At 59.7% G+C, this 24,674-nt stretch carries 23 protein-coding genes and 4 pseudogenes; 12 read left to right on the top strand and 15 right to left on the bottom strand.

All coding sequences use genetic code 11. The features are described 5' to 3' along the window. Positions 1–4: 4 nt before the first annotated feature. The 4 genes from AB4Z53_RS26895 to AB4Z53_RS26880 are packed head-to-tail and all read left to right on the top strand — an operon-like array spanning position 5 to position 3,597. Positions 5–1,393, top strand: coding sequence for an aspartate ammonia-lyase (locus AB4Z53_RS26895; RefSeq protein ID WP_441598679.1), 1,389 nt, complete (start codon positions 5–7; stop codon positions 1,391–1,393). Continuing rightward, positions 1,371–2,201, top strand: a complete 831-nt coding sequence (locus AB4Z53_RS26890; protein WP_441598677.1) for a phosphotransferase — start codon at positions 1,371–1,373, stop codon at positions 2,199–2,201. Before AB4Z53_RS26895 ends, AB4Z53_RS26890 begins: the two co-directional genes overlap by 23 nt. After that, complete coding sequence (locus AB4Z53_RS26885) at positions 2,198–2,641, top strand: Lrp/AsnC family transcriptional regulator (RefSeq protein ID WP_113535788.1); 444 nt, start codon at positions 2,198–2,200, stop codon at positions 2,639–2,641. The genes AB4Z53_RS26890 and AB4Z53_RS26885 overlap by 4 nt, the downstream gene beginning before the upstream one ends. A gap of 23 nt (positions 2,642–2,664) precedes the next feature. Beyond that, positions 2,665–3,597 carry a homocysteine S-methyltransferase family protein gene (locus AB4Z53_RS26880; protein ID WP_441598675.1) on the top strand — a complete coding sequence of 311 codons (933 nt, stop codon included), beginning with the start codon at positions 2,665–2,667 and terminating at the stop codon, positions 3,595–3,597. Positions 3,598–4,080: 483 nt separating this feature from the next. Here the strand turns inward: AB4Z53_RS26880 and AB4Z53_RS26875 are convergent, their stop codons facing one another. The 4 genes from AB4Z53_RS26875 to AB4Z53_RS26860 are packed head-to-tail and all read right to left on the bottom strand — an operon-like array spanning position 4,081 to position 7,810. Next, positions 4,081–4,854 (bottom strand): ABC transporter permease, encoded by a 774-nt coding sequence (locus tag AB4Z53_RS26875; protein WP_113535786.1) that lies wholly within the window; start codon positions 4,852–4,854, stop codon positions 4,081–4,083. Then, complete coding sequence (locus AB4Z53_RS26870; protein WP_441598673.1) at positions 4,838–5,668, bottom strand: ABC transporter ATP-binding protein; 831 nt, start codon at positions 5,666–5,668, stop codon at positions 4,838–4,840. Before AB4Z53_RS26870 ends, AB4Z53_RS26875 begins: the two co-directional genes overlap by 17 nt. A 12-nt stretch (positions 5,669–5,680) precedes the next feature. Continuing rightward, a complete protein-coding gene (locus AB4Z53_RS26865) occupies positions 5,681–6,682 on the bottom strand; it encodes an ABC transporter substrate-binding protein (RefSeq protein WP_441598671.1) in 1,002 nt (333 codons plus the stop codon). 45 nt (positions 6,683–6,727) lie between these two features. Beyond that, positions 6,728–7,810 (bottom strand): 4-oxalomesaconate tautomerase, encoded by a 1,083-nt coding sequence (locus AB4Z53_RS26860; RefSeq protein WP_113535783.1) that lies wholly within the window; start codon positions 7,808–7,810, stop codon positions 6,728–6,730. A gap of 114 nt (positions 7,811–7,924) precedes the next feature. On the opposite strand from AB4Z53_RS26860, the gene AB4Z53_RS26855 reads away from it, so the two are divergent. Then, entirely contained in the window at positions 7,925–8,821 is an 897-nt protein-coding gene (locus AB4Z53_RS26855; protein WP_113535782.1) for a LysR family transcriptional regulator, read from the top strand. 255 nt (positions 8,822–9,076) lie between these two features. Here the strand turns inward: AB4Z53_RS26855 and AB4Z53_RS26850 are convergent, their stop codons facing one another. Continuing rightward, the gene (locus AB4Z53_RS26850) at positions 9,077–10,033 is read right to left on the bottom strand and encodes a LysR family transcriptional regulator (RefSeq protein WP_441598668.1); all 957 of its coding nucleotides are present in this window, start codon (positions 10,031–10,033) and stop codon (positions 9,077–9,079) included. Between the two features lie 130 nt (positions 10,034–10,163). On the opposite strand from AB4Z53_RS26850, the gene AB4Z53_RS26845 reads away from it, so the two are divergent. Next, the gene (locus AB4Z53_RS26845; protein ID WP_113535923.1) at positions 10,164–11,852 is read left to right on the top strand and encodes a GMC family oxidoreductase; all 1,689 of its coding nucleotides are present in this window, start codon (positions 10,164–10,166) and stop codon (positions 11,850–11,852) included. Positions 11,853–11,876: 24 nt separating this feature from the next. Next, positions 11,877–14,390 (top strand): CoA transferase, encoded by a 2,514-nt coding sequence (locus tag AB4Z53_RS26840; protein WP_291160414.1) that lies wholly within the window; start codon positions 11,877–11,879, stop codon positions 14,388–14,390. A gap of 337 nt (positions 14,391–14,727) precedes the next feature. On the opposite strand, the pseudogene AB4Z53_RS26835 reads toward AB4Z53_RS26840, so the two are convergent. From AB4Z53_RS26835 to AB4Z53_RS26815, 5 genes and pseudogenes are all read right to left on the bottom strand, one after another. Beyond that, positions 14,728–15,025, bottom strand: a pseudogene (locus tag AB4Z53_RS26835) (DUF982 domain-containing protein). Between the two features lie 239 nt (positions 15,026–15,264). After that, positions 15,265–15,645, bottom strand: coding sequence for a helix-turn-helix domain-containing protein (locus AB4Z53_RS26830; RefSeq protein WP_113535768.1), 381 nt, complete (start codon positions 15,643–15,645; stop codon positions 15,265–15,267). Positions 15,646–15,662: 17 nt separating this feature from the next. Beyond that, on the bottom strand, positions 15,663–15,974 hold the full coding sequence (locus tag AB4Z53_RS26825; protein ID WP_113535767.1) for a type II toxin-antitoxin system HigB family toxin: 312 nt from the start codon (positions 15,972–15,974) through the stop codon (positions 15,663–15,665). A gap of 194 nt (positions 15,975–16,168) precedes the next feature. Further along, a complete protein-coding gene (locus AB4Z53_RS26820) occupies positions 16,169–16,600 on the bottom strand; it encodes a hypothetical protein (protein ID WP_113535766.1) in 432 nt (143 codons plus the stop codon). 17 nt (positions 16,601–16,617) lie between these two features. Next, a complete protein-coding gene (locus AB4Z53_RS26815; protein WP_441598664.1) occupies positions 16,618–17,346 on the bottom strand; it encodes a hypothetical protein in 729 nt (242 codons plus the stop codon). Between the two features lie 134 nt (positions 17,347–17,480). Here AB4Z53_RS26815 and AB4Z53_RS26810 point away from each other — a divergent pair, with 134 nt between their 5' ends. The 3 genes and pseudogenes from AB4Z53_RS26810 (at position 17,481) to AB4Z53_RS26800 (ending at position 19,444) form a co-directional block, all read left to right on the top strand. Next, complete coding sequence (locus tag AB4Z53_RS26810) at positions 17,481–17,735, top strand: helix-turn-helix domain-containing protein (RefSeq protein WP_291160406.1); 255 nt, start codon at positions 17,481–17,483, stop codon at positions 17,733–17,735. 163 nt (positions 17,736–17,898) lie between these two features. Continuing rightward, positions 17,899–18,102: pseudogene (locus AB4Z53_RS26805) on the top strand (hypothetical protein); the annotation flags it as partial. 304 nt (positions 18,103–18,406) lie between these two features. Further along, positions 18,407–19,444 (top strand): annotated as a pseudogene (locus AB4Z53_RS26800) (IS110 family transposase). Positions 19,445–20,002: 558 nt separating this feature from the next. Here the strand turns inward: AB4Z53_RS26800 and AB4Z53_RS26795 are convergent. Next, positions 20,003–20,284 (bottom strand): annotated as a pseudogene (locus AB4Z53_RS26795) (IS66 family transposase); the annotation flags it as partial. 295 nt (positions 20,285–20,579) lie between these two features. Further along, positions 20,580–21,476 (bottom strand): LysR family transcriptional regulator, encoded by an 897-nt coding sequence (locus AB4Z53_RS26790; protein WP_441598662.1) that lies wholly within the window; start codon positions 21,474–21,476, stop codon positions 20,580–20,582. A gap of 272 nt (positions 21,477–21,748) precedes the next feature. On the opposite strand from AB4Z53_RS26790, the gene AB4Z53_RS26785 reads away from it, so the two are divergent. Both AB4Z53_RS26785 and AB4Z53_RS26780 read left to right on the top strand, forming a co-directional pair. Further along, positions 21,749–21,964, top strand: coding sequence for a hypothetical protein (locus AB4Z53_RS26785; RefSeq protein ID WP_441598660.1), 216 nt, complete (start codon positions 21,749–21,751; stop codon positions 21,962–21,964). A gap of 23 nt (positions 21,965–21,987) precedes the next feature. Next, complete coding sequence (locus tag AB4Z53_RS26780; RefSeq protein ID WP_291157174.1) at positions 21,988–22,758, top strand: ABC transporter ATP-binding protein; 771 nt, start codon at positions 21,988–21,990, stop codon at positions 22,756–22,758. Positions 22,759–22,809: 51 nt separating this feature from the next. Here AB4Z53_RS26780 and AB4Z53_RS26775 read toward each other — a convergent pair whose 3' ends face one another. Genes AB4Z53_RS26775 through AB4Z53_RS26765 form a run of 3 tightly spaced genes read right to left on the bottom strand, consistent with a single transcriptional unit; the run spans position 22,810 to position 24,608 of the window. Continuing rightward, entirely contained in the window at positions 22,810–23,214 is a 405-nt protein-coding gene (locus tag AB4Z53_RS26775; protein WP_441598658.1) for a DUF2177 family protein, read from the bottom strand. A 12-nt stretch (positions 23,215–23,226) separates the two neighbouring features. Then, the gene (locus AB4Z53_RS26770) at positions 23,227–23,898 is read right to left on the bottom strand and encodes a ChrR family anti-sigma-E factor (RefSeq protein ID WP_291157179.1); all 672 of its coding nucleotides are present in this window, start codon (positions 23,896–23,898) and stop codon (positions 23,227–23,229) included. After that, on the bottom strand, positions 23,895–24,608 hold the full coding sequence (locus AB4Z53_RS26765; protein WP_441598656.1) for a sigma-70 family RNA polymerase sigma factor: 714 nt from the start codon (positions 24,606–24,608) through the stop codon (positions 23,895–23,897). The genes AB4Z53_RS26770 and AB4Z53_RS26765 overlap by 4 nt, the downstream gene beginning before the upstream one ends. Between the last annotated feature and the right edge of the window lie 66 nt (positions 24,609–24,674).

Here is a 24,674-nt window from a genome sequence, read left to right as displayed (position 1 = left end):
AATCATGGCAAAGACACGCGTCGAAACTGACCTGCTCGGACCCCGGCCGATTCCGGCAGACGCCCTGATCGGTATCCACACACTGCGTGCAACGGAGAACTTCGACGTCTCCGGGATCAGGCTCCAGGATTTTCCTGAGTTCGTGCAGTCGTTGGGAATGGTGAAGCAGGCTGCCGCCACAACCAATCTTGAACTGGGGCTTCTCTCTCCTTCCGTCGCACAGGCGATCGAACGGGCCTCCAGCAGGCTGATTGTGGGCGAAATCCTCTCGCCGCATTTTCCGGTCGACATGATGCAGGGCGGGGCGGGGACCTCAACCAACATGAACGTCAACGAAGTAGTCGCGAATCTTGCGTTGCAGGACTTGGGGCGGCAGCCCGGCAGCTACGATGCGGTCAACCCAAACGACCACGTTAACCTTTCCCAGTCGACAAACGACGTCTATCCGACCGCAATTCGGCTGACGGTGCTGCGGGAAGGCGAAAAACTGACTTCAGCTCTCTCGGCCTTGGCCGCCTCGTTTCGATGTAAGGGAGAAACCTTCTCTGACATCCTGAAAGTTGGCAGGACCCAGCTCCAGGATGCCGTTCCGATGTTCCTTGGGCAGGAGTTTGAAGCCTTCGCAGAGACGCTGGAAGAAGACGTCTCACAATTTCTCAGCGCCGCCGAGCTGATGCGCGAAGTCAATCTGGGTGGCACCGCGATCGGTACGGGCGTCAACGCGCCCGCGGAGTTCTCGGTTGCTGCGTGTGCGCATCTGTCTCGCATCTCTGGCGTCACCCTTCGACCCGCGCGCAACCTCGTCGAGGCGACGTCTGACACCGGCGCCTTCGTTTCGATCTCGGGCGCGCTCAAGCGCATCTCGGTGAAACTTTCGAAGATCTGCAACGACCTACGCCTTCTGTCGAGCGGCCCGCGCGCTGGTCTCGGCGAAATCCGGCTTCCGGCGATGCAGGCGGGTTCTTCAATCATGCCGGGCAAGGTCAATCCAGTGATCCCCGAAATGCTGAACCAGATCGGCTTCCAGGTGATCGGCAATGACCTCACGGTCACACTTGCAGCCAGTGCCGGGCAACTCCAGTTGAATGCGATGGAGCCGGTCATCGTGCTCAACATCCTCCAATCCATGCGGCTTCTGACGAGAGGCATGGACGCACTGCGTATCCGGTGCATTGAAGGGATCGAGGCCGATGCAGAGCGTTGCCGGTCGCTTCACGACTCTTCGCTTGTCCATGCCGCAGCCCTCAATCCATTGGTCGGATATGCCAAGGCCGCATCCCTTGCCCGTACAGCACTTGCTGAACGGATGTCGCTGCGCGAGGTGGTCGGGCGCGACAGCGGTCTGTCTGCGGCACAGATCGACACGATCTTTGGAGAGCCGAGGCGACACTGAAGGGAGCGGAAGAATGGCTGTGTTCACAGATCTAACGGAGGTCGAGTGTCGCCAAATCGCCACGGCCTACCGCCTGGGACGTCTGACCTCAGTCATCGGCATTGCCGACGGCGATGCCGAGACGACCTTTCTCTTCCGCTCAGAACGCGGTGAGTTCATTGTTACATTGTTCGAAAGCGGCGCCGATCCCTTCGATCTCGAGCGTGCCTTTCGCACAATGGAAACCCTTTCTGCCGCAGGCGTACCCTGTCCGACGACGTTCCGAACAGATGCCGGCGCAGCGACGGTCACCGTGTCAGGCAAGCTCGTTGCGGTTGTCGGCTTCATGCCGGGGTCACGACCGAATGAGATCACGCCTGAGAAGAGCCGGGCGCTGGGGGGCTGCGTCGCGCGCATCCACCAGACCTTGAGGCGTTCCTTCGATGAAGGGGGCTCAGGCCTTCCGAAAGGCCCGGTGCACGGAGCCCTCAACCGGGACAATGTCTTCTTCCTCGGCGGGGCCGTGAGTGGCGTCATTAATTTCCGATTGCGCCACGACGACTTTCTGGTCGCGGAACTCGGGCAAGTCTTGATGCGCTGGACCGCGCGAGCGGACGGTATGCTGGAGAATAGGCTCGTCCGCCCCTTGCTCGCCGGGTACGAAGAGGTTCGTCGTTTGACTGCACCAGAATGGCGCGCCTTGCCGGCCTTCGTGATGGCCGCTGCTGCTGCTGAGTTTGGAAAAGATTGCAGACTCACGGATTTTGAAGCGGGCACCTTCAAGGCCTTCCACTCCGCCAAGGCATCTATCGAGGAGCTGCAGCCATGAAGCGGGTTCTCGACCGGGCAGATGAGCGCATCCTGACCGAGCTGGCCCGAAATGCCCGAATCCCGCACGCCGAGTTGGCGGAGGTGGTCAATCTGTCGCGCAACGCCGTGCGCCAGCGGATTGATCGGTTAGAGCGGGACGGTCTTATTCAGGGCTACACGATCATCGCTGGCGAAGGTAGGCCGCCCGCGGCAGCCGTTACCGCGATGATGTTCGTGTATCGACACGACCGCATGCGCGGCGGTGACGTACTCCACGCGATCAAACGACTGCCGGAGGTGGTGTCCTGCGACGTCATGAGCGGCGAGTTTGACCTCGTCGTACGAGTCGAAGCGAGCGCCACCGACCGCATCCGCGAAATCTGGCAGGAAATATCAGCACTTCCGGGCGTTCGAGACACCCTCACAGCGTTCGCATTGTCTTCGGTGATCAAGCGATGAGCCGGGCTAAAAAGGTATAAGCCATGAAACCCATTAGAATTCTCGACGGCGGCATGAGCCGCGAACTTGTACGACTTGGAGCGGACCTAAGGCAGCCCGAATGGTCAGCGCTGGCGCTAATGGAGGCTCCGGAAGTTGTCAGGCGCGTGCATGAGGAGTTCATCGTCGCGGGCGCCGATGTCATCACCACCAATAGTTACGCATTGGTGCCGTTTCATATCGGTGAGGAGAGTTTTCGGGCAGAGGGCCGCAGGCTGATTGCTCTTGCTGGAAGTCTGGCGCGCGCAGCAGCCGATAGTGCGAGAGATCGCAAAGTACTCGTCGCCGGATCTCTGCCTCCGATCTTTGGCTCGTACGAGCCGCAACTCTTCAGACCGGAGCGGGTGCAGGACTATCTTGGCGTATTGGTCGAAGAACTCGCGCCCTACGTTGATCTGTGGCTAGGTGAAACCCTGAGCCTCGTGGCCGAAGCCGAGTCAGTCCAACAGGCGATAGCGAGCACCGGTAAACCGTTCTGGATATCCTTCACGCTTGAAGACAGGCCAGGCACGGAGCCAAGCCCGGCAGCCCTGCGTTCCGGGGAGTGCCTGGCCGATGCTGCGCGATGGATTGCCGGGTCGGGAGCTCAGGCACTCCTCTTCAATTGCAGCCGTCCCGAAGTTATGCAGGCAGCGGTCGAGGAGGCCTCGGGGGTTTTCGGCTATTTGGGCGTTTCCCTTGATATAGGTGTTTATGCGAATGCATTCGGGTCCGATGAAGGGGGAGCGGCAAACGAAACGTTACATTCCGTTCGAGATGACCTCTCAGCTGACCGATATTCTAGCTTTGCCTGTGTTTGGGCGGAGAGCGGAGCCTCGATCATCGGTGGCTGCTGTGGTGTTGGTGCGTCGCATATACGGTGCGTCGCTTCTCGACTTTATCGGCGCGAAAACGATCAGTATTCGCATCCCGAATAGCTGGTCCGATCCTGTAAGCTGCCTTTCCCAAAAAAATTGCGCTCCGCTTTTGAGAGGCGGCTGAAGTAAGGCAATTCACGGTCACCGCGGCAAAGACTGGAGACTAGCTTCATTCGGACGATTGAGAACGGCAGATCTTCAGACGACCGGCGATCTGTTCCGCAGACCAAAGCTCTTGCACTGCTCGATCACCAGCGCGCGCCATTGCGGGGTGTCACACAAGGATCCTCAAAGGTTGCGGGCGAGGGATAGGAAGACATACGGACTGCCGGTTTTCGGCCGTCGAATGGAGCGTTCGCGTTGCCACCTATGTTCTGAACGCCCTAGGAGCGTCAGGAGCGGGTACTTGGTCGGTACGATGCCGAAAGCCTATCCAGGCGGTATGGGGCTTTTGCGTCCAGTGAGTGCTCAGAACGCCTGCGTTCTCCCTTCTGGCTAAAAGGGAGAACGCTTATTAGGCTTCTCAGTTGCCGCTCAGGATCGTCACGCAGGCCGTTCGGAAGCGCTCGGTCGCCACTTGATGAGATGCTTCTCGGCGACGTCCAGGATGCTGTCGATAATCAGGACAAAGATCGCCAGGATCAGGATGCCTGCGAAGACGCCGACCGCATCAAAATTGCCCTCGGCTTGAGCAATCAGATAGCCAAGCCCGGCGGAGGAGCCGAGATACTCGCCGATGATCGCACCGACGACGGCAAAGCCGACGGAAGTGCGCAACGAAGACAGAATCCAGCTTGCCGCGGCCGGGAAGTAGACGTGGCGAAGAAGATCCGACCGCTTGGCTCCGAGAATGCGGGCGTTAGACAGGACCACCGGGTTGACTTCGCGAACGCCCTGCATGGCGTTGAAGAAGGTCACGAAGAACACCAGGGTCACGGCGAGCGCCACCTTGGACCAGAGGCCGAGGCCCAGCCAGAGTACGAAGATAGGAGCAAGGACGACTCGGGGGATCGCGTTCAAGCCCTTGATGAAAGGGTCCAGAATGCGCGCGGCCGAGCTGCTGAGGCCGAGCCAGACGCCTGCTGCCACGCCAAGTGCAGTTCCAACCAGATAGCCGAGCACGGTTTCGGTCAAGGTGATGGCCACATGGCTATAAAAACTGGCGTCCACCAACCAGGATACCACCTGGTTGAAGATGTCGACCGGAGCCGGGAAGAAGAAGACATCGATGAAACCGGCCGTGACACCGAGTTGCCAGCCGCCCACAATTGCCACCAGCAGTACGACTTGGATGAGGCGTTCAGTCATGGCGTTCATAGCTTTTCTCCACTTCGCCGCGCAGGGACGACCAGATGTTGCGATAAAGATCCATGAAGCGTGGATCGAGCTTGATTTCGGCGACATCGCGCGGGCGTTCGAGAACGACGGGGAAGCTGTCGATCACACGCGAGCGTGGTCCGGCGGCCAGCACCACGACCCGATCACCGAGGGCAATTGCCTCCTCAAGGTCGTGTGTGATCATCACCACGGCGCGCGGCTCCTCCTGCCAAAGCCGCAGCAGCTCGTTCTGCATCAGGTGACGGGTGTGGATATCGAGTGCGGAAAAGGGCTCGTCCATCAGGATGACCTTGGGGCCGGTGATCAGCGCCTGGGCCATCTGCACGCGCTTGCGCTGACCCCCTGATAGCTGATGCGGATAGCGATGCTCGAACCCCTTCAGGCCGACTTTCGCCAGCCATCTCATCGATTGCTCGCGACGTTCGGCAGCGCCGACACCCTTGAACATGGGGCCGAGTTCCACGTTCTCGATCGCGGTTTTCCACGGAAGCAACGCATCCTGCTGGAACAGATAACCGATGTCGTTCTGGACCCCGCGCACCGGCTGACCATCAATTGAGACGGTGCCACTCGCTGGTTTCAGGAGGCCGGCAATCGCATTGAGTATTGTGCTCTTGCCGCAGCCCGTGGGGCCAACGATGGCGAGGAACTCACCATCGGAAACACTCAAGTTCACATCCTGCACGGCCACGTAGGCTCCGAAGGCCATGGTGACCGAGTCGATGGAAACCATCGGCTTTGCTTGATCGAGACTGTCCGTCGGGGGTGCGGTATTCACTATGGCCAATGCCATGATCTCCTCCTGTCAGTTGGCGGCGACGTTCGGGACCTTGCCGACGAACTCGTTCGTATAGGTTTTCGTAAGGTCGATTTCAGCCGCAGCGACTTTCTCGTTGAAGCTCTTAAGGACGGCGAGCGGAGTCTTGATATCGTCCTCGTTGATGCGCCCGTCCTTTGAGAAGATCGCCTTCGCGTTCTCGACCGCCTTGATGTAGGTGTCACGATCGCCGGAGATGAATTCCTTCGGCAGCTTTTCGACGATCTCTTCCGCGGAGTGGCTATTCATCCACTCGAGCGCCGTGACCGTCGCGTTCGTGACCTTCTGGATGGTCTCCGGATTTTCCTCGATATAGCTCTGCGTGGCATAGAGGACGGAGGTTGGGTAAATCCCGCCATAGATCGCCTTGGCACCGTCATCGCTGCGCCCGTCGATCAGGATCTTGCCGACGCCCTTGGCCTCGATGAAGGTCGCTGCCGGGTCGTAGTTGACGAGGAGGTCGACCTTGCCCTGTTCAAGGGCCGCCACGGCCGCAGACCCGGAGCCGACGCCGATCAGCGAGACGTCGTTCCCGGACAAGCCGTTGCGCTGCAGGTAGTAGCGGACGAAGAAATCGGAAGACGAGCCCGGCGAAGTGATCCCGATTTTCGCGCCCTTGATCGTTTCCGGCTTTGCCGGGTCGAACGTGCTGTCCTTGCCCCCAGCCAGCACCAGCCCGGAATTGCGTGCGAGCTGCACAAACGCCACGACGGACTTCTTCTGAGATTGCATCTGGATGGTGTGGTCGTAGAAGCCGACGGCGATATCCGTCGAGCCGGCAACAAGCGCCTGAAGCGTCTTCGAGCCGCCCGACGCAAAGTTCTCTACCGTCACCTCCAAGCCCTCCTTCTCATAAAGGCCGAGCCCCTGCGCAACCGGAAAGGGAAGATTGTTGAGATTGTAAGAACCGACGCTGATGCGGACGGGATCCGCCAACGCCGAACCGGCAGAGGCGACGGTTGCCGCGAGGGCGAGCATGAGCTTGTGCATGATATTCTCCTCCTGTTGGTGGCGCCCTCCCGGCGGCCACGATCATTATGCCGCGCAACCCAGTTGCGTGACAGGTTTTGCGAAGACATGTCCTTCGAACAACCGTCTAGCGGTGCGAAGGATGCCGGCAACGACCTTGCCGTCCCTTTCATGAAGCCTGACGTCCAGGTGGCCGCTCGGGTGCTCAATCGAAAGCACCACCGGCGGCTTGCGCGTGCCGATGAGAAGGGAAGCAATGGTGCCTTCATGGATGCAGGCGGTGGCAATTCCCACGGCCCCGGTCGTGGCAAGCGAAGGGTGACATTGATGCGGCATGAAATAGCGCACGTTGACATCTCCTTCTGACTTTGGCCGGGAAATGAGCACGGGCTTCGGGGTCACCTGGTTCCGCACGTCGCCAAGGCCCATCCGTTCTCCGGCGGCGATGCGCAGCTTCTCCAACCGGTCAAGCAGCTTCCTATCGGCGTTGAGTTCAGCCGCTGACTCAAAGCCGGTAGCGCCGATCGAGTCGGCCTCGATCAGGATCATCGGCATGGCGCAATCGATGCATGTGACAGCCACACCGTCGATCGAATCGATCGGCTTGCCAGTGGGAAAGAGCTGTCCGGTGCGCGCGCCGGCTGCGTCCATGAAGGTCAGCGCGATCGGCGCTGCGTTGCCCGGAACACCGTCGATCGCCGCTTCGCCGAGATAGGAGACGTTGCCATTCGGCGTCGGAACGTCGGCTTCGATCATCTTGCCAGTGTTGACATTGTGGATCCGGACGAGCGTCGTTTCCCCTCGAGCCGGAACGAGCCCCGCCTCGATGGCGAAAGGGCCGACCGCAGCGAGCATGTTGCCGCAGTTCGGGGAGGTGTCAACGATCTGTTGATCGACCCGCACCTGCGCAAAAAGATAATCCACGTCGGCGCCCGGAATGCTGGCGGGGCCAACTATGGCCACCTTGCTTGTGACGGGATTGCCGCCACCGATGCCATCGATCTGCAGGGGATGACCTGAACCCATCACTGAAAGCAGGATCTTGTCGCGTTCGTGAGTATCAACCGGAAGATCGCATGCCAGAAAGAAGGGACCTTTCGAGGTTCCGCCTCTCATCAGTACGCAAGGGATCGCCAACAGGTCGTTCATCGCTTGTGCTTCCATAAGGATTATGTCATCGCCGTATCAATTGGCGTTCTTTGATCCAATTATCGGAACAAACGTTGATCTGTTAAATGCTAAGAATCTGAGGATTATTGCATTATGAACATCAATTGTGAGATCCTCGACCTCCGCGCGTTCCTGATCGTCGTTGAGTTAGAGAGCTTTCATCGCGCGGCCGATGCGTTGCATCTGTCACAGCCCGCGTTGACCCGGCGGATTCAGAAGCTCGAGCAGGCGATCGGAGCACCCCTCCTGGAGCGAACGACCAGGCACGTGTCCGCGACGGCTCTCGGTACAGAATTGGTGCCCCTGGTTCGACGCATGCTGGAGGAATTCGATGGCTCTCTGTTTGCTGTCCGTGACGTTGGGCCTAATCGAGGTGGATTGGTAACGATCGCATGCCTACCCACTGCGGCTTTTTACTTCCTCCCTACCGTCATTCGGCAATTTAATAAGGAGTATCCGAACATCCGCTTTCGTATCCTCGACCTGCCGGCGACCGAAGGCCTTCAAGCCGTGGCGCGGGGGGAGGTGGAGTTCGGCATTAATATTATGGGCACGTCGGATCCCGACCTCACCTTCGAGCGTCTCGCGGAAGACCCATTCGTGCTTGCAGCGCGCAAGGACCACCCTCTCGCAGCCAAACCATGGGTCGGCTGGGCTGAATTGGAGCCCTACCATTTGATCACGGTTCATCGATCAAGCGGCAACAGAACGCTGCTCGACGCCGCGCTGGCAAAGTCTAATATCAAGCTGCGCTGGTTTTATGAGGTGACCCATCTGTCCACTTCCCTCGGGCTGGTGGAGGCCGGCCTCGGTATTTCGGTCCTGCCACGAATGGCGACCCCGCAGGATGACCATCCGTTCTTGATCACACGCCCAATTGGCGATCCCGAAATATCACGCACAATCGGTGTGGTTCGCCGTCGTGGCGGCACGTTGTCGCCGGCGGCAGAGCGGTTTCTCAGGATGCTGATGGGCGTATGGGGGAAGTGATTGAGAGGCGCTAAGAAATCGACAGCCGCAAAACCAGAAGCCTCATGCAATGGCGAGACCGAGGGGGCTCTCGCCGGCAGTTGGGATCTGCTCCAATGAAGGGTCCTTCCCAGTTCAGCCGTACGACATCGATCAGGTCCGGCTGCGGCGGGAAGCCCGCAATCGCCTCGGCGTTGCCCTTCAGCTTGCGCTTTTTCGCCACCGGGCATGACCCTCGCTCAGGGACTTCACAGCTCCGCTGGGCTTACCGAAGAACTACATCCAAACTCGTCTGATTGCATCAAAAGCAGCCATTATCGAGGGATCGCCGAGGCGAGCTTCCAAGCAGAGGAAACTTAGTGTCGTCGAGATCCTCACGTTTTCTGCAATCACGAGGCCGTGCGCCTGTTGTTCATGAAGCGCAATCGACTCTCGGCAAAGGCTCAAGCCCACCCCTGTCCGTACCATGGCGACCATGGACGCCTCCTGATCCACTTGGGCGACTATATTTTGCCGGACGCCTAAATCGGCACATAGGCGCAACAGCAATCGATTGTGGACCGAGGCCTGCGGTGTGCCGATCCAAGGAAGCGATGCAAGCTGTGTCCAATCTGCGCCACGCACGAAACCGGCGAGCGATGGCGGAGCGACGACGCGATATGTCAATTGCGCCAGCTCGCGGGCATGAAAAAGCGGTGCGGCACTTTCTCCGGTAATCTCGGCGGAAGGACCATAATCTCTTGGGTCGCCGAGATAGAAACCGGCATCGAGTTCATTTCGCCTCAGGCCCTCCGGCACGTCGCCGCTCATTCCATGACGCAGTGTGGTTTCGATACCTGGCCCGCTTTCGATCAGCGCCTTCAGAAAAGCACCCAACCGGGTGAACTCCGGGTCGATGATCGTGCCGATCCGTAGTTTCCCTCGCACTCGCGTCGCCAAATGTCCGGCCGTCTGCCCAAAATCTGTCAATGCCATCAACACCTGCTCCGCCTTGGCTGCCAGCAGGGCTCCTTCCTGCGTCAGTTCCAGCCCCGTGGAGGTTCTGCGGAACAAGGTGAGCCCCGTGTCGGCGGCAAGGCGTTTCAATTGCAGTGTGACGGCGGGCTGGGTGACGTGCAGTTGCTCCGCGGCGCGCGTAACGTTTCCCTCGCGCGCGACGGTGACGAAAGCCCTCAATTTTCTCAGGTCGATTGACTGAATCATATTAATTTTACTTATAATGCCTTGCGTCATTTGTCATTGGATTTCCAGCCCGATCCTCCGTTATTCATGAAAATGGAGATTGGGAGGAGGTTAAAATGCTACGGCAAATCGTCGAAGCTTATGATTGTGCGGTGTTGCATCGCAGCAGGCGGGCAAGCCGATGACCAGCCGCACTTCTCACCGCGCCGCCGACAGTTTTGACTATATCATCGTCGGTGGAGGCTCCGCAGGCTGTCTGCTCGCCAATCGCCTCAGCCGCGATCCAGCGATGCGCGTGCTGCTGCTAGAAGCTGGCCGAAAGGACGACTATCACTGGATTCACATCCCAGTCGGCTATCTCTATTGCATCGGAAACCCGCGCACCGACTGGCTGTATAAAACTGAGCCTGATGTTGGTCTGAACGGCCGGTCGCTACGCTATCCGCGCGGCAAGACGCTCGGCGGCTGCTCCTCGATCAACGGCATGATCTATATGCGTGGCCAGGCGCGCGACTTCGACGGCTGGGCGGCGGCGACCGGCGATAGCGCCTGGTCCTGGCAGAGCTGCTTGCCCGATTTCAAGGCGCATGAGGATCATTATCGGTTGGACAACGGCGCCGACCCAAAGACCGGCGGCAACAGCCGCTTCTCCGACATGCACGGCCACGGTGGCGAATGGCGGATAGAGAAGCAGCGGCTCAAATGGGACATCCTCGAATCCTTCGCCGAGGCCGCCGTCCAGGCTGGTATTCCGCGCTCCGACGATTTCAACAGCGGCGACAATGAGGGTGTCGGCTATTTCGAGGTCAACCAACGCTCCGGCTGGCGCTGGAATACCTCCAAGGCTTTCTTGCGCCCGGCGAAACACCGCCCGAACCTGACGATTTGGACGCAATCCCATGTCGAAAGGCTGGTTCTTGAAACCGAGGGTTCCGGTCGCAAGCGTTGCGTTGGCGTTACGCTTCAGCGGCAGGGACGCAGTGCGCAGGTTCGTGCGCGCAGGGAGGTCATCCTCTCCGCCGGCGCGATCGGTTCGCCGCAGATCCTGCAATTGTCGGGCATCGGGCCAGGTCCTCTCCTGAAGCGCCATGGTGTCGAGGTCGCGCACGACCTGCCAGGTGTCGGGGAAAATCTTCAGGACCATCTGCAGATTCGCGCGGTCTTCAAGGTCGGCAATGCCAAGACGCTGAACACGCTCGCCAACAGCCTGTTCGGCAAGGCTAGGATCGGGCTCGAATATGTGCTGAAGCGCAGCGGTCCGATGAGCATGTCGCCCTCGCAGCTCGGAGCTTTCACCCGGTCGGACGATGGCCAGGCCCATGCCAATCTGGAATATCACGTCCAGCCGCTCAGCCTCGACGCCTTCGGTGAGCCGTTGCACAGCATTCCCGCCTTCACCGCAAGCGTCTGCAACCTTAATCCGACCAGCGTGGGAAGCGTGCGCATTCGTTCCGGCAAGGTGTCGGACGCACCGGCGATCGCGCCGAACTACCTCAGCACCGAAGAGGATCGCCGCATCGCTGCCGAGAGTCTCCGGCAAGTGCGCAAGATCGTATCGCAGCCGAAGCTCGCGAAATACCAGCCGCAGGAATGGAAGCCCGGCTTGCAGTTCCAGAGCGACGAGGAACTGGCGCGGCTCGCGGGCGATATCGCCAACACCATCTTTCATCCGGTCGGGACGACGAAGATGGGCCGCGACGACGATCCGATGGCCGTGGTGGACAGCCACCTCAGGGTGCGGGGCATTGAGGGCCTGCGCGTCGTCGATGCGGGCATCATGCCGAAGATCACCAGCGGTAACACCAACGCGCCGACGCTGATGATCGCCGAAAAGGCGGCCGGCTGGATCGTCGCCGATCGGCGCGCATAGAAAAATCTTGGGGAGAAAAGAGCAATGACATCGATCGCGCGTTCCGCGCTTCCGCTTTCCGGCGTTCGGGTGGTTGATTTCGGGCAATATATTGCCGGCCCGGCCGTGGCCATGATCCTTGGTGATCTGGGCGCGACCGTCGTGCATGTCGACCCGCCCGGCGGTCCGCTCTGGGACAATCCCGCTAACGCCATACTCAACCGCAACAAGCTGATCGTTACCCTCGATCTCAAAACGGAGGAGGGGCTGGATGAGGCAAAAGCGCTGGTGGCCGAGGCAGATATTGTCGTTGAGAACTTCCGCCCCGGCGTGCTCGCCCGGCTCGGAATCGATTTTGCGGCGCTCCGCAAGGCGCGGCCGGAGCTAATCACCCTGTCGATCCCCGGCTTTGCCTCCGACGATCAGCTTCGCCGTGACTGGAGGGCTTTCGAGCCGGTAATTGCGGCGTCCTCCGGCGTCTTCACGGATATGGGCCTCAATCGCGTGCTGATGGGCATCAACCCGTCTTTCTCGCCGCTTCCGCTCTCTTCGGCCTATGGCACGATGCTTGCGGCGTCCGCAACGGTGCTGGCGCTTCAGGCGCGCGAGCGCACGGGACACGGCGATCATATCGAAGTGCCGCTGGCAAGCGCCGTCATGGAAGGCCTCTCCTACAATTCGATCCTGATTGACGATTATCCGCTGCGCTACCAGACCCAGCGCGAGCGGGAGATCGAGCGCCGGCGCGGCGAGGGCCTGCCGATGGACATGTCCTATCACGAGCTCCAGGAGTTCCTCGATCCCTTCTATCGCAGCTATGTGTGCGCCGACGGGCGGATGTTCTATGTCGTCTGCCCCAGCCACAAGAACCACGCGAAGCGCTGCCTGCAAGCCCTGGGTCTATACGATGAACTGGTGGCCGAGGGACTGCGCGAGGAGGAAGATACGTATCTTCCGGTCTCGCAATGGTCGTCGGACGTTTCGCTTGGCGTCTATCCGCTCCCGAAATTCTGGGCCGACAAGATCGCAGCCCGCATGAAGGAAGTTTTCCTGACCAAGACGGCGGCCGAATGGGAACGTGTCTTTGGGGAAGGGCTGTTTCCGGGCGCGCCACAGCGCTGGTTGAAGGAATGGATCGCAGACGATCATGCCAAGGCCGCCGGCCTCATGATTGAGGTGGACGATCCGATCCTCGGTCGCATGACCCAGCCGGGGCCGATGGCCTGGCTGCAAGAGAGCGCCGAAGCCATGCTGACACCGCACCCGCGGCGCTGGGGGACCTTTAAGGACGCGCTGGCGATGCTTTCGGGTATAGAGCGGCCGTCATTGCCGGCGCCAACGGCCGACGCCCCCGGCGGCTGGCTGGACGGCGTAAAAGTTCTCGATCTGTGCAACGTGATCGCGGGTCCACATTCGGTCGCCTATCTTGCCCGCTTCGGTGCGGAGGTTATCAAGATCGACCCGGCCAAGCCACTTTATGACTGCTGGAACACCGTGATCTTCGGCATGTCGCACATGCGTGGAAAGCAGTCCGTGTTGCTGAACATCGGCTCGCCCGATGGCCGCGTCATCTTCGAAGAACTGGTGCGCTCTGTCGATGTCGTGGTCTGGAATGCCACTGACCGTCAGGTCAAGGCGATGGGGCTCGATGCCGAAAGCCTGAGGGCGCTCAACCGCCAAGCGATCTTCTGCCAGCTCGATTGCTTCGGCGGCGTGCGCACTGGCCCGCGCACCGACTATCTCGGCTATGACGACCTCGTGCAGTCGGCGACCGGCATCATGCTGCGTTTCGGCGGCTCGATGGAGACGCCGGAGGAGCATGCCCATGTCGGCACCATCGACGTCATGTGCGGCTTCGGCGCGGCGCTCGGCATTGCCGCCGCCCTCTACCGGAAATCCCGAACCGGGATCGTCGGCCGCCCGCGCACCTCGCTGTCGGCGCTGACCGGCCTCGCACAGATACCCTTCTGCTACGATTATGCCGGGCGTGGCCCCTTCGATGAGCCGTCCGGCCGCGAGACCAAGGGATATCATGCCCTGTCGCGGCTCTACGAGACGGCATCGGGGGATCACCTTCTTTTGTGCGCCTCGGAAGCCGACCTTCCGCGCTTCGGCAAGGTCGAGGGTCTCAGTGGGATTGTCAAATTGGCGGTATCCGATCGCGAGGCCTATCTCGCAGGGGCTTTCCTGACCGCGCCGGCGGAAGCCTGGCAGCAGCGCCTACACGAAGCCGATATCGGCGTATCGCTCTGCGAGAACATCGAAACGATCCGCAGCCGCAGTGCCCGTATTGCTGACGGCACGCCCGGGATCGACCGGGGTAGCTATTCCTTCTCGATCTTCCCGAAGCATCCGAGCGGACACACCGTCACACAGCTCGACCCATTCGCCATCCGTCCAGCCGTCGGCAAGGTCACCGCTGTCGCGCCGGCGGAGAAGTACGGAGCGTCCACGCGCGCCGTTCTCCGGTCCCTGAACTACACCGACGCCGAGATCGACCGGCTGATCGCCTCAGATACGATCAGCGAGACCTGGAGTGGTGAGTATCTACCGAGCTAGCAGGAAACCGCGGCCTCGGGTTCTGAGGAGGATACCGGAGCCGGCGGCGGCCCGCTGAGGTACGCGATAAGCCCTTTGTCGTGCTCATGCATAGGGCCGGCCTTTGAACGGCCCGCCTCGCGCCACATTGCTGCTTCAAAAAGGGCTGTTTCGTCGCGACTACCAGCCCGATATTCATGCAGCAGGTAATTCGCGAGGCGGTCGTCACGCTCACTGGGCCGATCAATCTGGCACCATATGCAAACCCGGTCGAAGACCGCTTGCAGAAAGTTCAACTCGGTCGGGCTTGTCCAGGCACTTTCCAAGGGGTCAAGCATCGGAGCATCCACCCTCCAGATTATGCGGCAGCGCGCCTATCATTGCCTCCCGGCCTGGTGAGGTGGGCTAGCTCATTCGCTGGGCGGCCCGCCTCCAGACACGCAGCGACGAAAGCTTCACGCGACCGCGACCGGCGTCCTTCGGTTAAGGGCTCGCCGACAGACTTCGACGGCTTGCTCGTAGCGCCGTCCGCGACGTCGCGGCCACTCATTCTCCAGGAAAACGAGCGCGTCGAAGACCGATGAAAAGTTGCAATTGGTGCCGTTCTGGAATGTTACCTCCAACGGCACAGACCATGGCATCTCCGGAAGATACATGTTTCCCTCCTTCCTATCTAACCGGATGAAAGAAGATGGAAAATCATCTGGGAATGCTGAATTGGTTTTCAAGACCTCCGACACCAGGCGTTTGGCGATCGGGACGGTGCCCGGCCTGACTCGAACCTGAAAGAGCGAATTCGATCGTCGGGGGTGAATGATTCGGGTCGTAATCGAGCGCATCAACGACGTTGCTCGCCCGGTCGATCGAGCTGATGGGTCGAGCTTAGCCGAGATCCTTAGGCCGCGACTTCGCCGATCAGTGAACCAGCCGGAATGTTCCATTCTTTGCTGAGCTTTCTAATCTGATCCAGATTAATTTCCCGTTTTCCGTTCAGAAGATCGGCCGCCCGCGCTTTCGAACCAATAACCGCCACGAGATCGGCGCGCGTGTAGTTGTTCGCAGCCATCACCGACTTGACCACCTCAACGGGGCTCGCCGTCGGGATTGGATAGTGCTTGCCCTCGTACTGTTCGATCAGAAGGACGAGCGCGTCAAAGTGCGCAGCTTCCTCAGAGCCTTCTTCGGGTTCGACTTCGAAATATGGCCGAACTTCCTTCAGTGCGGCGTTGTACTCGGCCTCACTCTGAAGCGTCCGAAAACCTTTCAAATCCAACATGTCGACTTCCTTTCACGTCAGAGTTCTTTGACGTCGATCGCATCGTACTGGGCGTGCGTCCCGACAAACAGGACGAAAATCCGCTTAGACCGAAATGCGACCAGCCCCACAATGCGGTACTTGTTGCCGCCGACGTCGAAGATAACCTTGTTGCCGGCCACCAGATCAGCTGAGTTAAATGTCTTCTTTAACTCGCTGAAATTATTCCAGCTCGCCTTCGATGCGGTAGTATACCATTCCGTCATTGCGGCTCGCGCGGTCTCTCTGGGGACGCCTTTCGGCAAGCTATTCCAAAAGCTGACCAGCGCAGATTTAGCGATAACGTTCACTTGAGTCCCTATTTAACGAATTCCCAATTTGGAAACAAGCATAAAGTTCCCAGTTTGGGAATTTGTTCCGAGTCATTCTTTGATAAGATCCAGTCAACGATGAATGCAAATCTCGGGCAGCACTGTCTGACATACCTTCGAGTGCGGGTCCAACTCGGAAAACGCGCTATCCCTTTGGCCGCCAGCGATCAAGTTCACTTATGGGGCCTGGTCGCCTTCACCATTTTTGGGACCTTCCGCGAAACCTCCTCAAGCGTCGTCAGAACCCGGTTCACCTGCGAGAGCGTGGACGTCAGCTCAGGAGCATATCGGACGATGAGATACTCTTTAGCTGAGGAGAGCGTTGCCAGGTGCGCCAGCGTGCGCTGGCGCAAGACAAGTCCTGCGGCCCCCGCTATTCGGGCCCGCTCGCCAAGGTCATGTTGGAAGTTGTGGATCGGCTCGCCATCGAGGCCTTTCGCCTGAAGAAGAGCATCGAGATAAAGCTCGATGGCATGAAGAGCCAGCAGCCTTTGCGGAAGATGGTTGGGACTGGATGGGGCCTCACCCAGCTTGACGGCGGCGGCTTTGTATTGCGTCGCCAGGTTCAAAACGTCTCGCACATCCGTTGATTTGCCGAGGTCCATTTTGCTAGATCTCCCCGTCAGAGTGAAACTGCGGGCTGGGTTCCGACCGCGTCGTCAGTCGTTCGTGACAGGTGCTGATCGTCTCGCGCACCGTTGATCCGGATGAGGTCCTTCAACAGGGTCCGGAGCTGTGGCCAGGGGGCATCCTCGAGTTTGAGGCCCGGATCCTGTGAAACGATCAGGCAGTGAAGCTTTGCAGCGACTTCGAGCGCCGAGGAGACCGGCGCGATCAACAGCACCCGCCCCAGGACCCCGGCCTGTTCTGCAAGTTCCTGTTCCAGAGCGGCGACTGGACTGTAACCAAGGCGTCGGTCAGCTTCCTTCCACCGTTTCTGGCGCTCGTACAGGCCGGTTTGTCCGGGCCCGACATCCACCTGCGCAAAGCGACGGAGGGCGGCCAAAGACCGAACCGCGACGGAGCCGTCGTCAACGCTTTCCAGTTCAGAAATCGGCAAATCGCCGACTGCTTGCAGCATGTCCGAAGCAAGCCTTTTTCTGAGACGCGCGGATCGGGCGTAATGATGATGGTAGGCGTACCAGCGAGGCCACAGTTCCCGAACTGGCGTCGGACCGTTCTCCCTGCGCCCGTCAAGTTCTGCAATACGCGCGCTCAGCAGCTGTCCGGCAACAGACAGAAGGTTGCGACGATCGATCCGGTAGGGCAGGTTTTTTGGGGCGCCATCGTCCGCGCACTTATTTCTACGCTTAATTGCAGGCAAAGTTCTGCTAGTCTCAGAATCAGCCATGATCCAAGCTCCAATAAGCTAGATTGTGGTTAGGCTGGTCTCGCGTGCTCCAACACGTGGGCCAGCCGATTGCAGCTTAGGAGGGTATCGTTGTCGAGCGGGATGGGCAAGCCAAATCACAGCAGTGCTGTGAAATGAATGCTGTTCAGTGCAGACTCGCTCGAGCCGCCATGGGGTGGGGTATTCGGGATTTGGCCGCTGCTGCCGGCGTTTCGAGCCAGACAGTAAGTCGCTTAGAACGAGGTGAACAGCTGCGAACGCGCACTTTAGACCGGATGCGACAGGTATTTGAAGCGGCTGGGATAGACTTCATCTGCGACGGAGATGGCTTTGGCATAATGATCAGGAGGCCGCACTTGCTGCCGCTGACGGACCCAGAAACCCGCTGACACGATCCGGCACGCATGTCGCGCCTAGCCGCGCCGAAGATCATCACTGCTGTGCCGGGTTTCACCAGGACTAGCCTGCATTTCGCGTGGATGATTGTGGATGACGACCCGGTGGTTGGCGGCTCAGACCGTCCTGCCGTTTTCGGCTCTCGATTCTCCGGTGACGCCTGTGGTCCGCGTCCTCCCGATCACGCATACGCCACCCTCCGACCCGGCCGTCCGGCCGCTCGACACCGATAGCGGCTACCACGGCCCGTTGCCTCCAGCCCTATTCGAAAAGGTGAAGTGTCGCTTTGTCGGGCTTGCGCGCAGCCAAAGAGGCGACCCCGCGTGGTTCCTAAAAGAATTGTTCCCGCAAGCAAAATAGCGCATCGCATGGCGTTCCGGAAAAGACGGGAACCCATCCTGGCAACCGTCGGTTCGACAGCGTCTTGCGCCGGAACATTGATGCCCTAGAAATGCAACCGAACTCCCATGAAGCAACCGTAAAGTCGAAAGGCAGATCAACCTGGGAAAGGCTCGTTGCGCGCATGTTCACGGTCGGGGCCAAGTAGATGGTGTAACGGGCGGAACTCGGCTCGCCAGGTTTGAAGGGCGGGTGGTCGTCCCTCACAATGATGGTGTCGCGGAGTCAGGAGTGGCCTGCTCCATAGCAGCACGGAGAGACGACCATGAAAGAGTATGCCGGCATCGACGTATCATTGGAATACTCAAGCGTGTGCGTGGTGGATGCGGATGGCCGCATTGTGCGGGAAGCAAAGGTGCTCAGCGAACCCGATGCGCTAATCGCCTAGTTCGGCGCGCACGGCGTGGCGATGGAGCGCATTGGTCTGGAGGCCGGCCCGTTGTCGCAGTGGCTCCATGCCGGGATGGTGAAGGCAGGTCTTTCCGTCGAGCTGATCGAGACGCGCCACGTGCGTGCAGCCTTCAAGACGATGCCGGTCAAGACCGACAAGAAGGACGCCCGCGGCATCGCGCAGTTGATGCGGCTGGGCTGGTTCCGACCGGTCCACTGCAAATCGCTTGCCGCCCAGGAGGTGCGTGCGCTGCTGACCGCGCGCAAGCTCATTCAGGGCAAGCTTCACGACATCGAGATGAGCATCCGGGGCATCCTGCGCGGCTTCGGCCTCAAGGTAGGGCCGACGACGCGGCGCACTTACGCGGGGCGCATCCGCGCGCTGATTGCCGGCCATTCGACCTTGGAAGCGATCGCTACGGCACTGCTCAAAGTGCGCGACGCGCTTGTGCACGAATTCGCAGGGTTTGAGCGCAAGCTGCGTGCCATCGCCCGCCAGGATGACAACGCACTTCGGTTGATGACGACGCCCGGCGTTGGCGTCCTGGTGGCGCTGACATTTGTCGCGGCCGTCGATGCACCGGAGCGATTCCGCTCCTCGCGGGCGGTCGGGCCACACTTCGGATTGACGCCGAAGAAATATCAATCGGGCGAGACCGATCAGAGCGGCCGCATTTCGAAGATCGGCGATGGCAGCGTGCGAACCGTGCTCTACGAGGCGGCCAACGTCATCCTGACGCGACCGGTCAAAGGTTCCGACCTGAAGAGCTGGGCACTGGCGGTCGCCAGACGTGCCGGTCCGAGAAAGGCGCGCGTGGCGCTGGCGCGCAAGCTGGCGGTGGTGTTGCATTGCATGCTCAGGGACAGAACCAACTTCATTGCTCATAAGGGAGCGTCCGCCCTGCCGGGTTGACCGCAGGAGACGACAAGACAGGTATTCGGACGGGCAGCCATCAGCCCTCCGCAGCAAGGTCCCTTCGCCGGGACGATGGATGGGTTAGGCCGTTATGCGATCAGCAGCACGCGGTGACTGCGCCGTTTTAGATTGGCCAACCGGTCCTCAGCAGACCCCATAGAGCAGCGGCAAAGCTCCGACTGCCGACAGAAGCAAGCACTCGGCGAGGGATTACGCGCACAAGGGATTGACGAGACGCCCGTTACAGAAGGATCGCAGAATGTATCGACTGGAATGATGTCCAGTCGCACGCCAGGCCCACCACTACCTGCATAGTGGCGGTCGCACCCATCCTCCTTCCTCTGCGTTAATCTGCTCATGCGAGCGTGGAATGCCGCGTCGCCGCGAAGGATACAGCACCCCAACAGGGCTCCAGTCTGATGGAGCGCATCATCCGGGAGTTCGGCGTTTCGAGCGCTTACGCTCAATTCCTGCAGGCAACGGCGCAAGCAGCATCTTGCCGTCCGGTGTCAGCCAACACTCGGCCGGTGCCGGCGGATCATCCAGTTTGAAAACCGTTGCCTTCTCCATGCCCGATGGGCGAAACGGCGGCCGCGGCGGCAGGCTCTTCAGTATGGCAATCTCGTCGCGCAAGAGCTGCTTCTCCACCTTCGTGCGGGTGTTTTCCTGGCGCAGTGCTGCATTCTCTTGGCGAAACTCCGCGTTCTCGGGGCGAAGCTTCGTGACTTCTGCGGAGAGCTCCCTGACCTCACTGACCAGGCCCGTCACAAGCGAGCGCAACGCATTCAGCGATAGCGTGTCGGCGTGCTCGGCTGAGGGCAGGCGCTTCTTTGGCATGACCGAAACGAATCTGATTTGCGCCCACGGCGGAATCCTTGACCCATCGCCGACGGCTCACATCGCCCGCATATGCGCAGGCTTAGATGGCTCCGGAAGGGCCGCCACCAAATCTGCCCCGGCTACTCCCGCTCCTTCTCGCTCAGCCCTTGAGCAACGGACACCGTGGAGAATGCGAAAGTCGATCCAATGAAGTAAGCCTCGCAGCAGCGTTCGGATTTTCGCATTGGTTAAAACATGAGAAGACCCCCAGCTCAGATTGCTGGTAGAGCGTCCCCGAGCCTTGTCGAGACGCTCACACGTCTCTTACAACGCTGGCAATGAAAGCCGCCTTCAGATGCTCGGCAGCGGGCGAAAGGCTGTGATGGCGCCGTTGAAGCAGCGAGACGTCGCGCATGACGATCGGGTCAATGAGATCGACCGTGGTCACGCCCACGGCCGAGGCGAGTTGTCCGGAATTCTCCGGTAGGATCGAGACACCCATTCCGGCGGCGATCATGCTGATGGCGGCCGTCGAAAAGCGCACTTCGTACTTTGGCCGGTAGTTCGGAACGACGCGGATAAGATTGTGCTCAACGATGTTGCGTAGTGGATTGGAGGCGGCAAGCGTGATGAGGGCCTCGTCCTTGAGCTCGGCCCAGCGCACGGATTTGCGCTTGGCAAACCGGTGATCTTCCCGACAGACGAGCATCAACTTGTCGCGCAGCAGCGGGGTTGCGGCGATTTCGGGATCTTCCTCCGAAAGGGTGCCGACGGCGATATCGACCTCATGGCGCTTGAGCGCCGGCGTGATCTGCTCTTCAGGCATGTCGCGAATGTTGACGGAGATTTCCGGATATTTGTTCAGGAACCTGGCGATGATCGGCGGTACCACCGTTGCGGCAAGCACGATCGCAGCGGCGATCGTCACCTGGCCGCGCTTCAGGGAGGCGTTGTCGCGCACGTCGCCAACGGCAAGCTCGAGGTCCTTCATGATCTTGCGCGCCTGCGGCAGGAACTCCTGGCCGACCAGGGTGAGGGAGACCATGCGCGTGTGCCGGTCGAACAGCCGCACGCCTATCTCCCGTTCCAGATCCCGAATGAGGATGCTGACCGCAGACTGGGTGAGATGGAGGTTGCGTGCGGCGACGTTGAACTGTCCGAGTTCGGCCACCGCGATGAAGGCCCTGAGTTGCCGCAGGGTTATGTTCATGTACGCGCGGCCTCCCGTTATCCTGTCCTCATCAAGCCTGCCAGATCTCTGCTTGTCTACCCCGCAAGTGCCGACTGCTCCGTGTTGCCGGCCATCAGCGCGGTCGAAGCGATGTCGATAGGCGACGTGCCCGCAGCGACGCGCAAGCGATCGTCGAGTTCCTTCGCGATCTAGGGGTCGTCAAGGGTTCGGCGGGGAAAGCGCCCGCCAGACTGTGCGAGCCCACGCCCCTTGCCGGTTCAGAAGCTGTCATTTCACCGTCTGCGGGGGTGGTGAGCTACGCACTCGACCTTGGCCATCACGTAAGCGCTGGTGATGTGATCGCTGAGATCATCGACCCGCTTTCAGGCACGGTGACAGCCGTAAAGGCCCAGACATCAGGCGTGTTCTACGCACGCGCTGACAGCCGCATTGCCGAGCGAGGCAAACGTCTCGGCAAGATCGCCGGCAACGATGTGTTCCGCAACGGTCCACTTTTAAGCCCATGAGCGCCAAGACACGGAGACAGACTATGACGGCGATGCTCGAAGTGACCAACATCCGAAAGAGGTTCGGGACTGTCGAGGTGCTCAAAGGCATCTCGCTCAGCGCGAGGCGTGGAGATGTGATTTCCATGATCGGCGCGTCCGGTTCCGGCAAAAGCACGTTCTTGCGATGCCTCAATTTCCTGGAGCACCCGTCCGAGGGCAGCTACCGGTTTCAGGGAGAAAAACTTGACCTGAGGAAGGCGTCGAATGGTGACCTGATGGTACATGACGCCAAGAGGCTCGCTTCGATGCGCTCCCGTTTGTCGATGGTTTTTCAGCAGTTTAACCTGTGGAGCCACATGACGGCGAAGGAGAACGTGATGCTGGGGCCAATGCGCGTGCAGGGGATAAACCGCGCCGAGGCCGCTGAGCGAGCCGATGCGTACTTGGAAAAAGTCGGTGTATCGCATCGCCGGGACGCCTTTCCGGCCTTTCTCTCAGGGGGAGAACAGCAACGAGTAGCAATCGCCCGGGCGCTCGCAATGGAACCGGAGATCATGCTTTTCGACGAGCCAACCTCGGCGCTTGATCCCGAACTTGTCGGCGAGGTGCTTCGGGTGATGCGGCGATTGGCCGAGGAGGGAAGAACGATGATCGTCGTAACCCACGAAATGGCGTTTGCCCGCGACGTTGGCAATCATGTCATCTTTCTGAGCCAGGGTGTGATCGAAGAGCAGGGCGATCCTCGCGATGTTTTGAGCAATCCGAGTTCCGAACGTCTTCGAAGCTTTCTATCTTCGCGCGATATGAGTTGATCCCGCTCTGGCCGCCTCAATCTCCGAGGTAGAGTGGTCTGGAGAAGTCGGTCACATCAACTTTTGTACCGTCGAAACGGAAAAATATCCGGCGAGAGCGGATGCCGTGGTTAAGAAGACGCCCCACACCATGTCCACCAAGCTGACTTGCAACGACCACCCCTTGATCGTCGCCAGATTGGTCATGTCGTAAGTGCCGAAAGCGACAAGGCCGAGCAGAGCGCCCGATACAAGCGCCATCGTCCAACGTCCGGAGCTGAGCGCAGGTATGACGGCAAAATATGAAACACCGGTGACATAAATGAGGTAAAATGCAGCGGCGGCAATGAGATTTGGATGGCCGAGCAGAAGCTCTCCAATTCGGCTGCGATAGAAATTCGACGACCCAGTCAGCCACAAAAAGTCCAAACCGAGGAACACGATCGCTGTCGCCACGTAGGATATCGCGTAGGTCATCGGTCGCTCCGATCAGATCCGAAGCACGGGCTGCAGCAAACGCATGAACCAGCTCGAGAACCTGAGCGGCGCGTCGGTTACTGCCAGACAGATACAATCTTGCTCAGGCGTTGCCAGGGGCTGGTGTCGAACGCTCGTGTCTGCCTCCTCAATATCGCCGCGGGCGAACAAGAGCTCTCCGTCACTGAAACTGCCACTGAGCACCAGTGTCAACTCGCGACCTCCGTGACTGTGTTCAGGCACCGGTTTTCCAGCAGGTATGCGAAGCAGACGCGCCGCTGTCGACCGATCGGCGAGCTCGATCGGAATATGATACGCGCCACGTCCCAGGGACTTCCATTTCAGCTCCGCCAGATCTCCTCCAAGATAGGATCTCAATGGCTCCGGGATGGTTGGTGGCGAAACGACTTTGACTACTTTCGTTGGCTCCCTCGGCGAGACGCTACGGTTTTCTTCCCCGGCTCGTATGCGCTCTTTCAACCGATTGAACGACGAGACCTCGATTGGCACTGGCGATATGCTCTCAAACAGCTCTCCGGCGGCGTCTTCCATCAGCGTCAGCCTTGCACGGCAGTTCGGGCACAGGGCAAGATGCGTAGCAACAGCAAGCCTCCAACCCTCTTCAAGCGTGCCGGATGCATATCCCACCAGCAATTCGTCGCTCACATGATGACGGATATTCATTTTCCGTCCTCCAGCGCAGTCCGAAGCCTCGCAAAGGCAAGTCGGATTCTCGATTTCACCGTTCCCAGCGGCAGGTTCAGCTTGGTGGCAATCGCACTGTGAGAACAATCGTCGAAGAACGACAGCGTCAATAATTGGATCTGTTCCTGAGGCAAGTCCTTCATGGCGTCCTTCAACCGGGTCGCATCCTGGCGTTCCGCCAGCTCGTTCTCCGCGCTTTTTGCATCGTCCGGCACAAATGCGGGGTCATTGACGTCGAAATCCGGCCTCCGGTTCTTGCGGTAGGCGTCGATACGAAGGTTACGGGCAATCGTGAAGATCCACGTACCTGCGTTACCACGTGTCGCTTCGAACTGGCCTGCCTTGTTCCAAACGGTGATCATCACTTCCTGCATCAATTCCTCTGCAACGTTTGGATCACGCGTCAGGCGCGCCATATAGGCCTTAACGCGCGGGCCGTAATAGCGGAACAGCGCCTCGAAAGATTCGATATCTCGCTTGCGACCAACTGCCTCAAGCAGAGAGCAGGCTTGATCTTTAGTCAGTTCCTCGGCCGGCTCTATCATGCGTCCACGCTTCTTATCCCTCCCAAGTCCGACCAGGCGCTCATGCCCAGGTCGAACAAATGGGATATCTGGAACAGCGGTAGCCGAAATCGCAAGAATTGTCTCCATGGCACCAGTTACGATGCCTCCCGCTTCTTGGATCATTGTTGCTCAAGATTTTGCAAGGTGATCAATCCGATCGGGAGATTTTTTCGTAGTGCGTTCGTGGGT

The organism is Ensifer sp. 2TAB8 (assembly GCF_052115125.1).
In the GTDB taxonomy this organism is placed as follows: domain Bacteria; phylum Pseudomonadota; class Alphaproteobacteria; order Rhizobiales; family Rhizobiaceae; genus Ensifer.
This window is presented reverse-complemented; position numbering and strand designations above follow the sequence as displayed.

Bases quoted from the DNA above. Each gene is read 5' to 3' on its own strand.
- AB4Z53_RS26895 (WP_441598679.1), top strand. From the start codon at position 5: ATGGCAAAGACACGCGTCGAAACTGACCTGCTCGGACCCCGGCCGATT.
- AB4Z53_RS26855 (WP_113535782.1), top strand. From the start codon at position 7,925: ATGAACATCAATTGTGAGATCCTCGACCTCCGCGCGTTCCTGATCGTC.
- AB4Z53_RS26790 (WP_441598662.1), bottom strand. From the start codon at position 21,476: ATGAACATAACCCTGCGGCAACTCAGGGCCTTCATCGCGGTGGCCGAA.
- AB4Z53_RS26775 (WP_441598658.1), bottom strand. From the start codon at position 23,214: ATGACCTACGCGATATCCTACGTGGCGACAGCGATCGTGTTCCTCGGT.
- AB4Z53_RS26780 (WP_291157174.1), top strand. From the start codon at position 21,988: ATGACGGCGATGCTCGAAGTGACCAACATCCGAAAGAGGTTCGGGACT.
- AB4Z53_RS26830 (WP_113535768.1), bottom strand. From the start codon at position 15,645: ATGTTGGATTTGAAAGGTTTTCGGACGCTTCAGAGTGAGGCCGAGTAC.
- AB4Z53_RS26810 (WP_291160406.1), top strand. From the start codon at position 17,481: ATGAATGCTGTTCAGTGCAGACTCGCTCGAGCCGCCATGGGGTGGGGT.
- AB4Z53_RS26885 (WP_113535788.1), top strand. From the start codon at position 2,198: ATGAAGCGGGTTCTCGACCGGGCAGATGAGCGCATCCTGACCGAGCTG.
- AB4Z53_RS26765 (WP_441598656.1), bottom strand. From the start codon at position 24,608: ATGATCCAAGAAGCGGGAGGCATCGTAACTGGTGCCATGGAGACAATT.
- AB4Z53_RS26840 (WP_291160414.1), top strand. From the start codon at position 11,877: ATGACATCGATCGCGCGTTCCGCGCTTCCGCTTTCCGGCGTTCGGGTG.
- AB4Z53_RS26875 (WP_113535786.1), bottom strand. From the start codon at position 4,854: ATGAACGCCATGACTGAACGCCTCATCCAAGTCGTACTGCTGGTGGCA.
- AB4Z53_RS26860 (WP_113535783.1), bottom strand. From the start codon at position 7,810: ATGAACGACCTGTTGGCGATCCCTTGCGTACTGATGAGAGGCGGAACC.
- AB4Z53_RS26865 (WP_441598671.1), bottom strand. From the start codon at position 6,682: ATGCACAAGCTCATGCTCGCCCTCGCGGCAACCGTCGCCTCTGCCGGT.
- AB4Z53_RS26770 (WP_291157179.1), bottom strand. From the start codon at position 23,898: ATGAATATCCGTCATCATGTGAGCGACGAATTGCTGGTGGGATATGCA.
- AB4Z53_RS26815 (WP_441598664.1), bottom strand. From the start codon at position 17,346: ATGGCTGATTCTGAGACTAGCAGAACTTTGCCTGCAATTAAGCGTAGA.
- AB4Z53_RS26870 (WP_441598673.1), bottom strand. From the start codon at position 5,668: ATGGCATTGGCCATAGTGAATACCGCACCCCCGACGGACAGTCTCGAT.
- AB4Z53_RS26845 (WP_113535923.1), top strand. From the start codon at position 10,164: ATGACCAGCCGCACTTCTCACCGCGCCGCCGACAGTTTTGACTATATC.
- AB4Z53_RS26850 (WP_441598668.1), bottom strand. From the start codon at position 10,033: ATGACGCAAGGCATTATAAGTAAAATTAATATGATTCAGTCAATCGAC.
- AB4Z53_RS26880 (WP_441598675.1), top strand. From the start codon at position 2,665: ATGAAACCCATTAGAATTCTCGACGGCGGCATGAGCCGCGAACTTGTA.
- AB4Z53_RS26820 (WP_113535766.1), bottom strand. From the start codon at position 16,600: ATGGACCTCGGCAAATCAACGGATGTGCGAGACGTTTTGAACCTGGCG.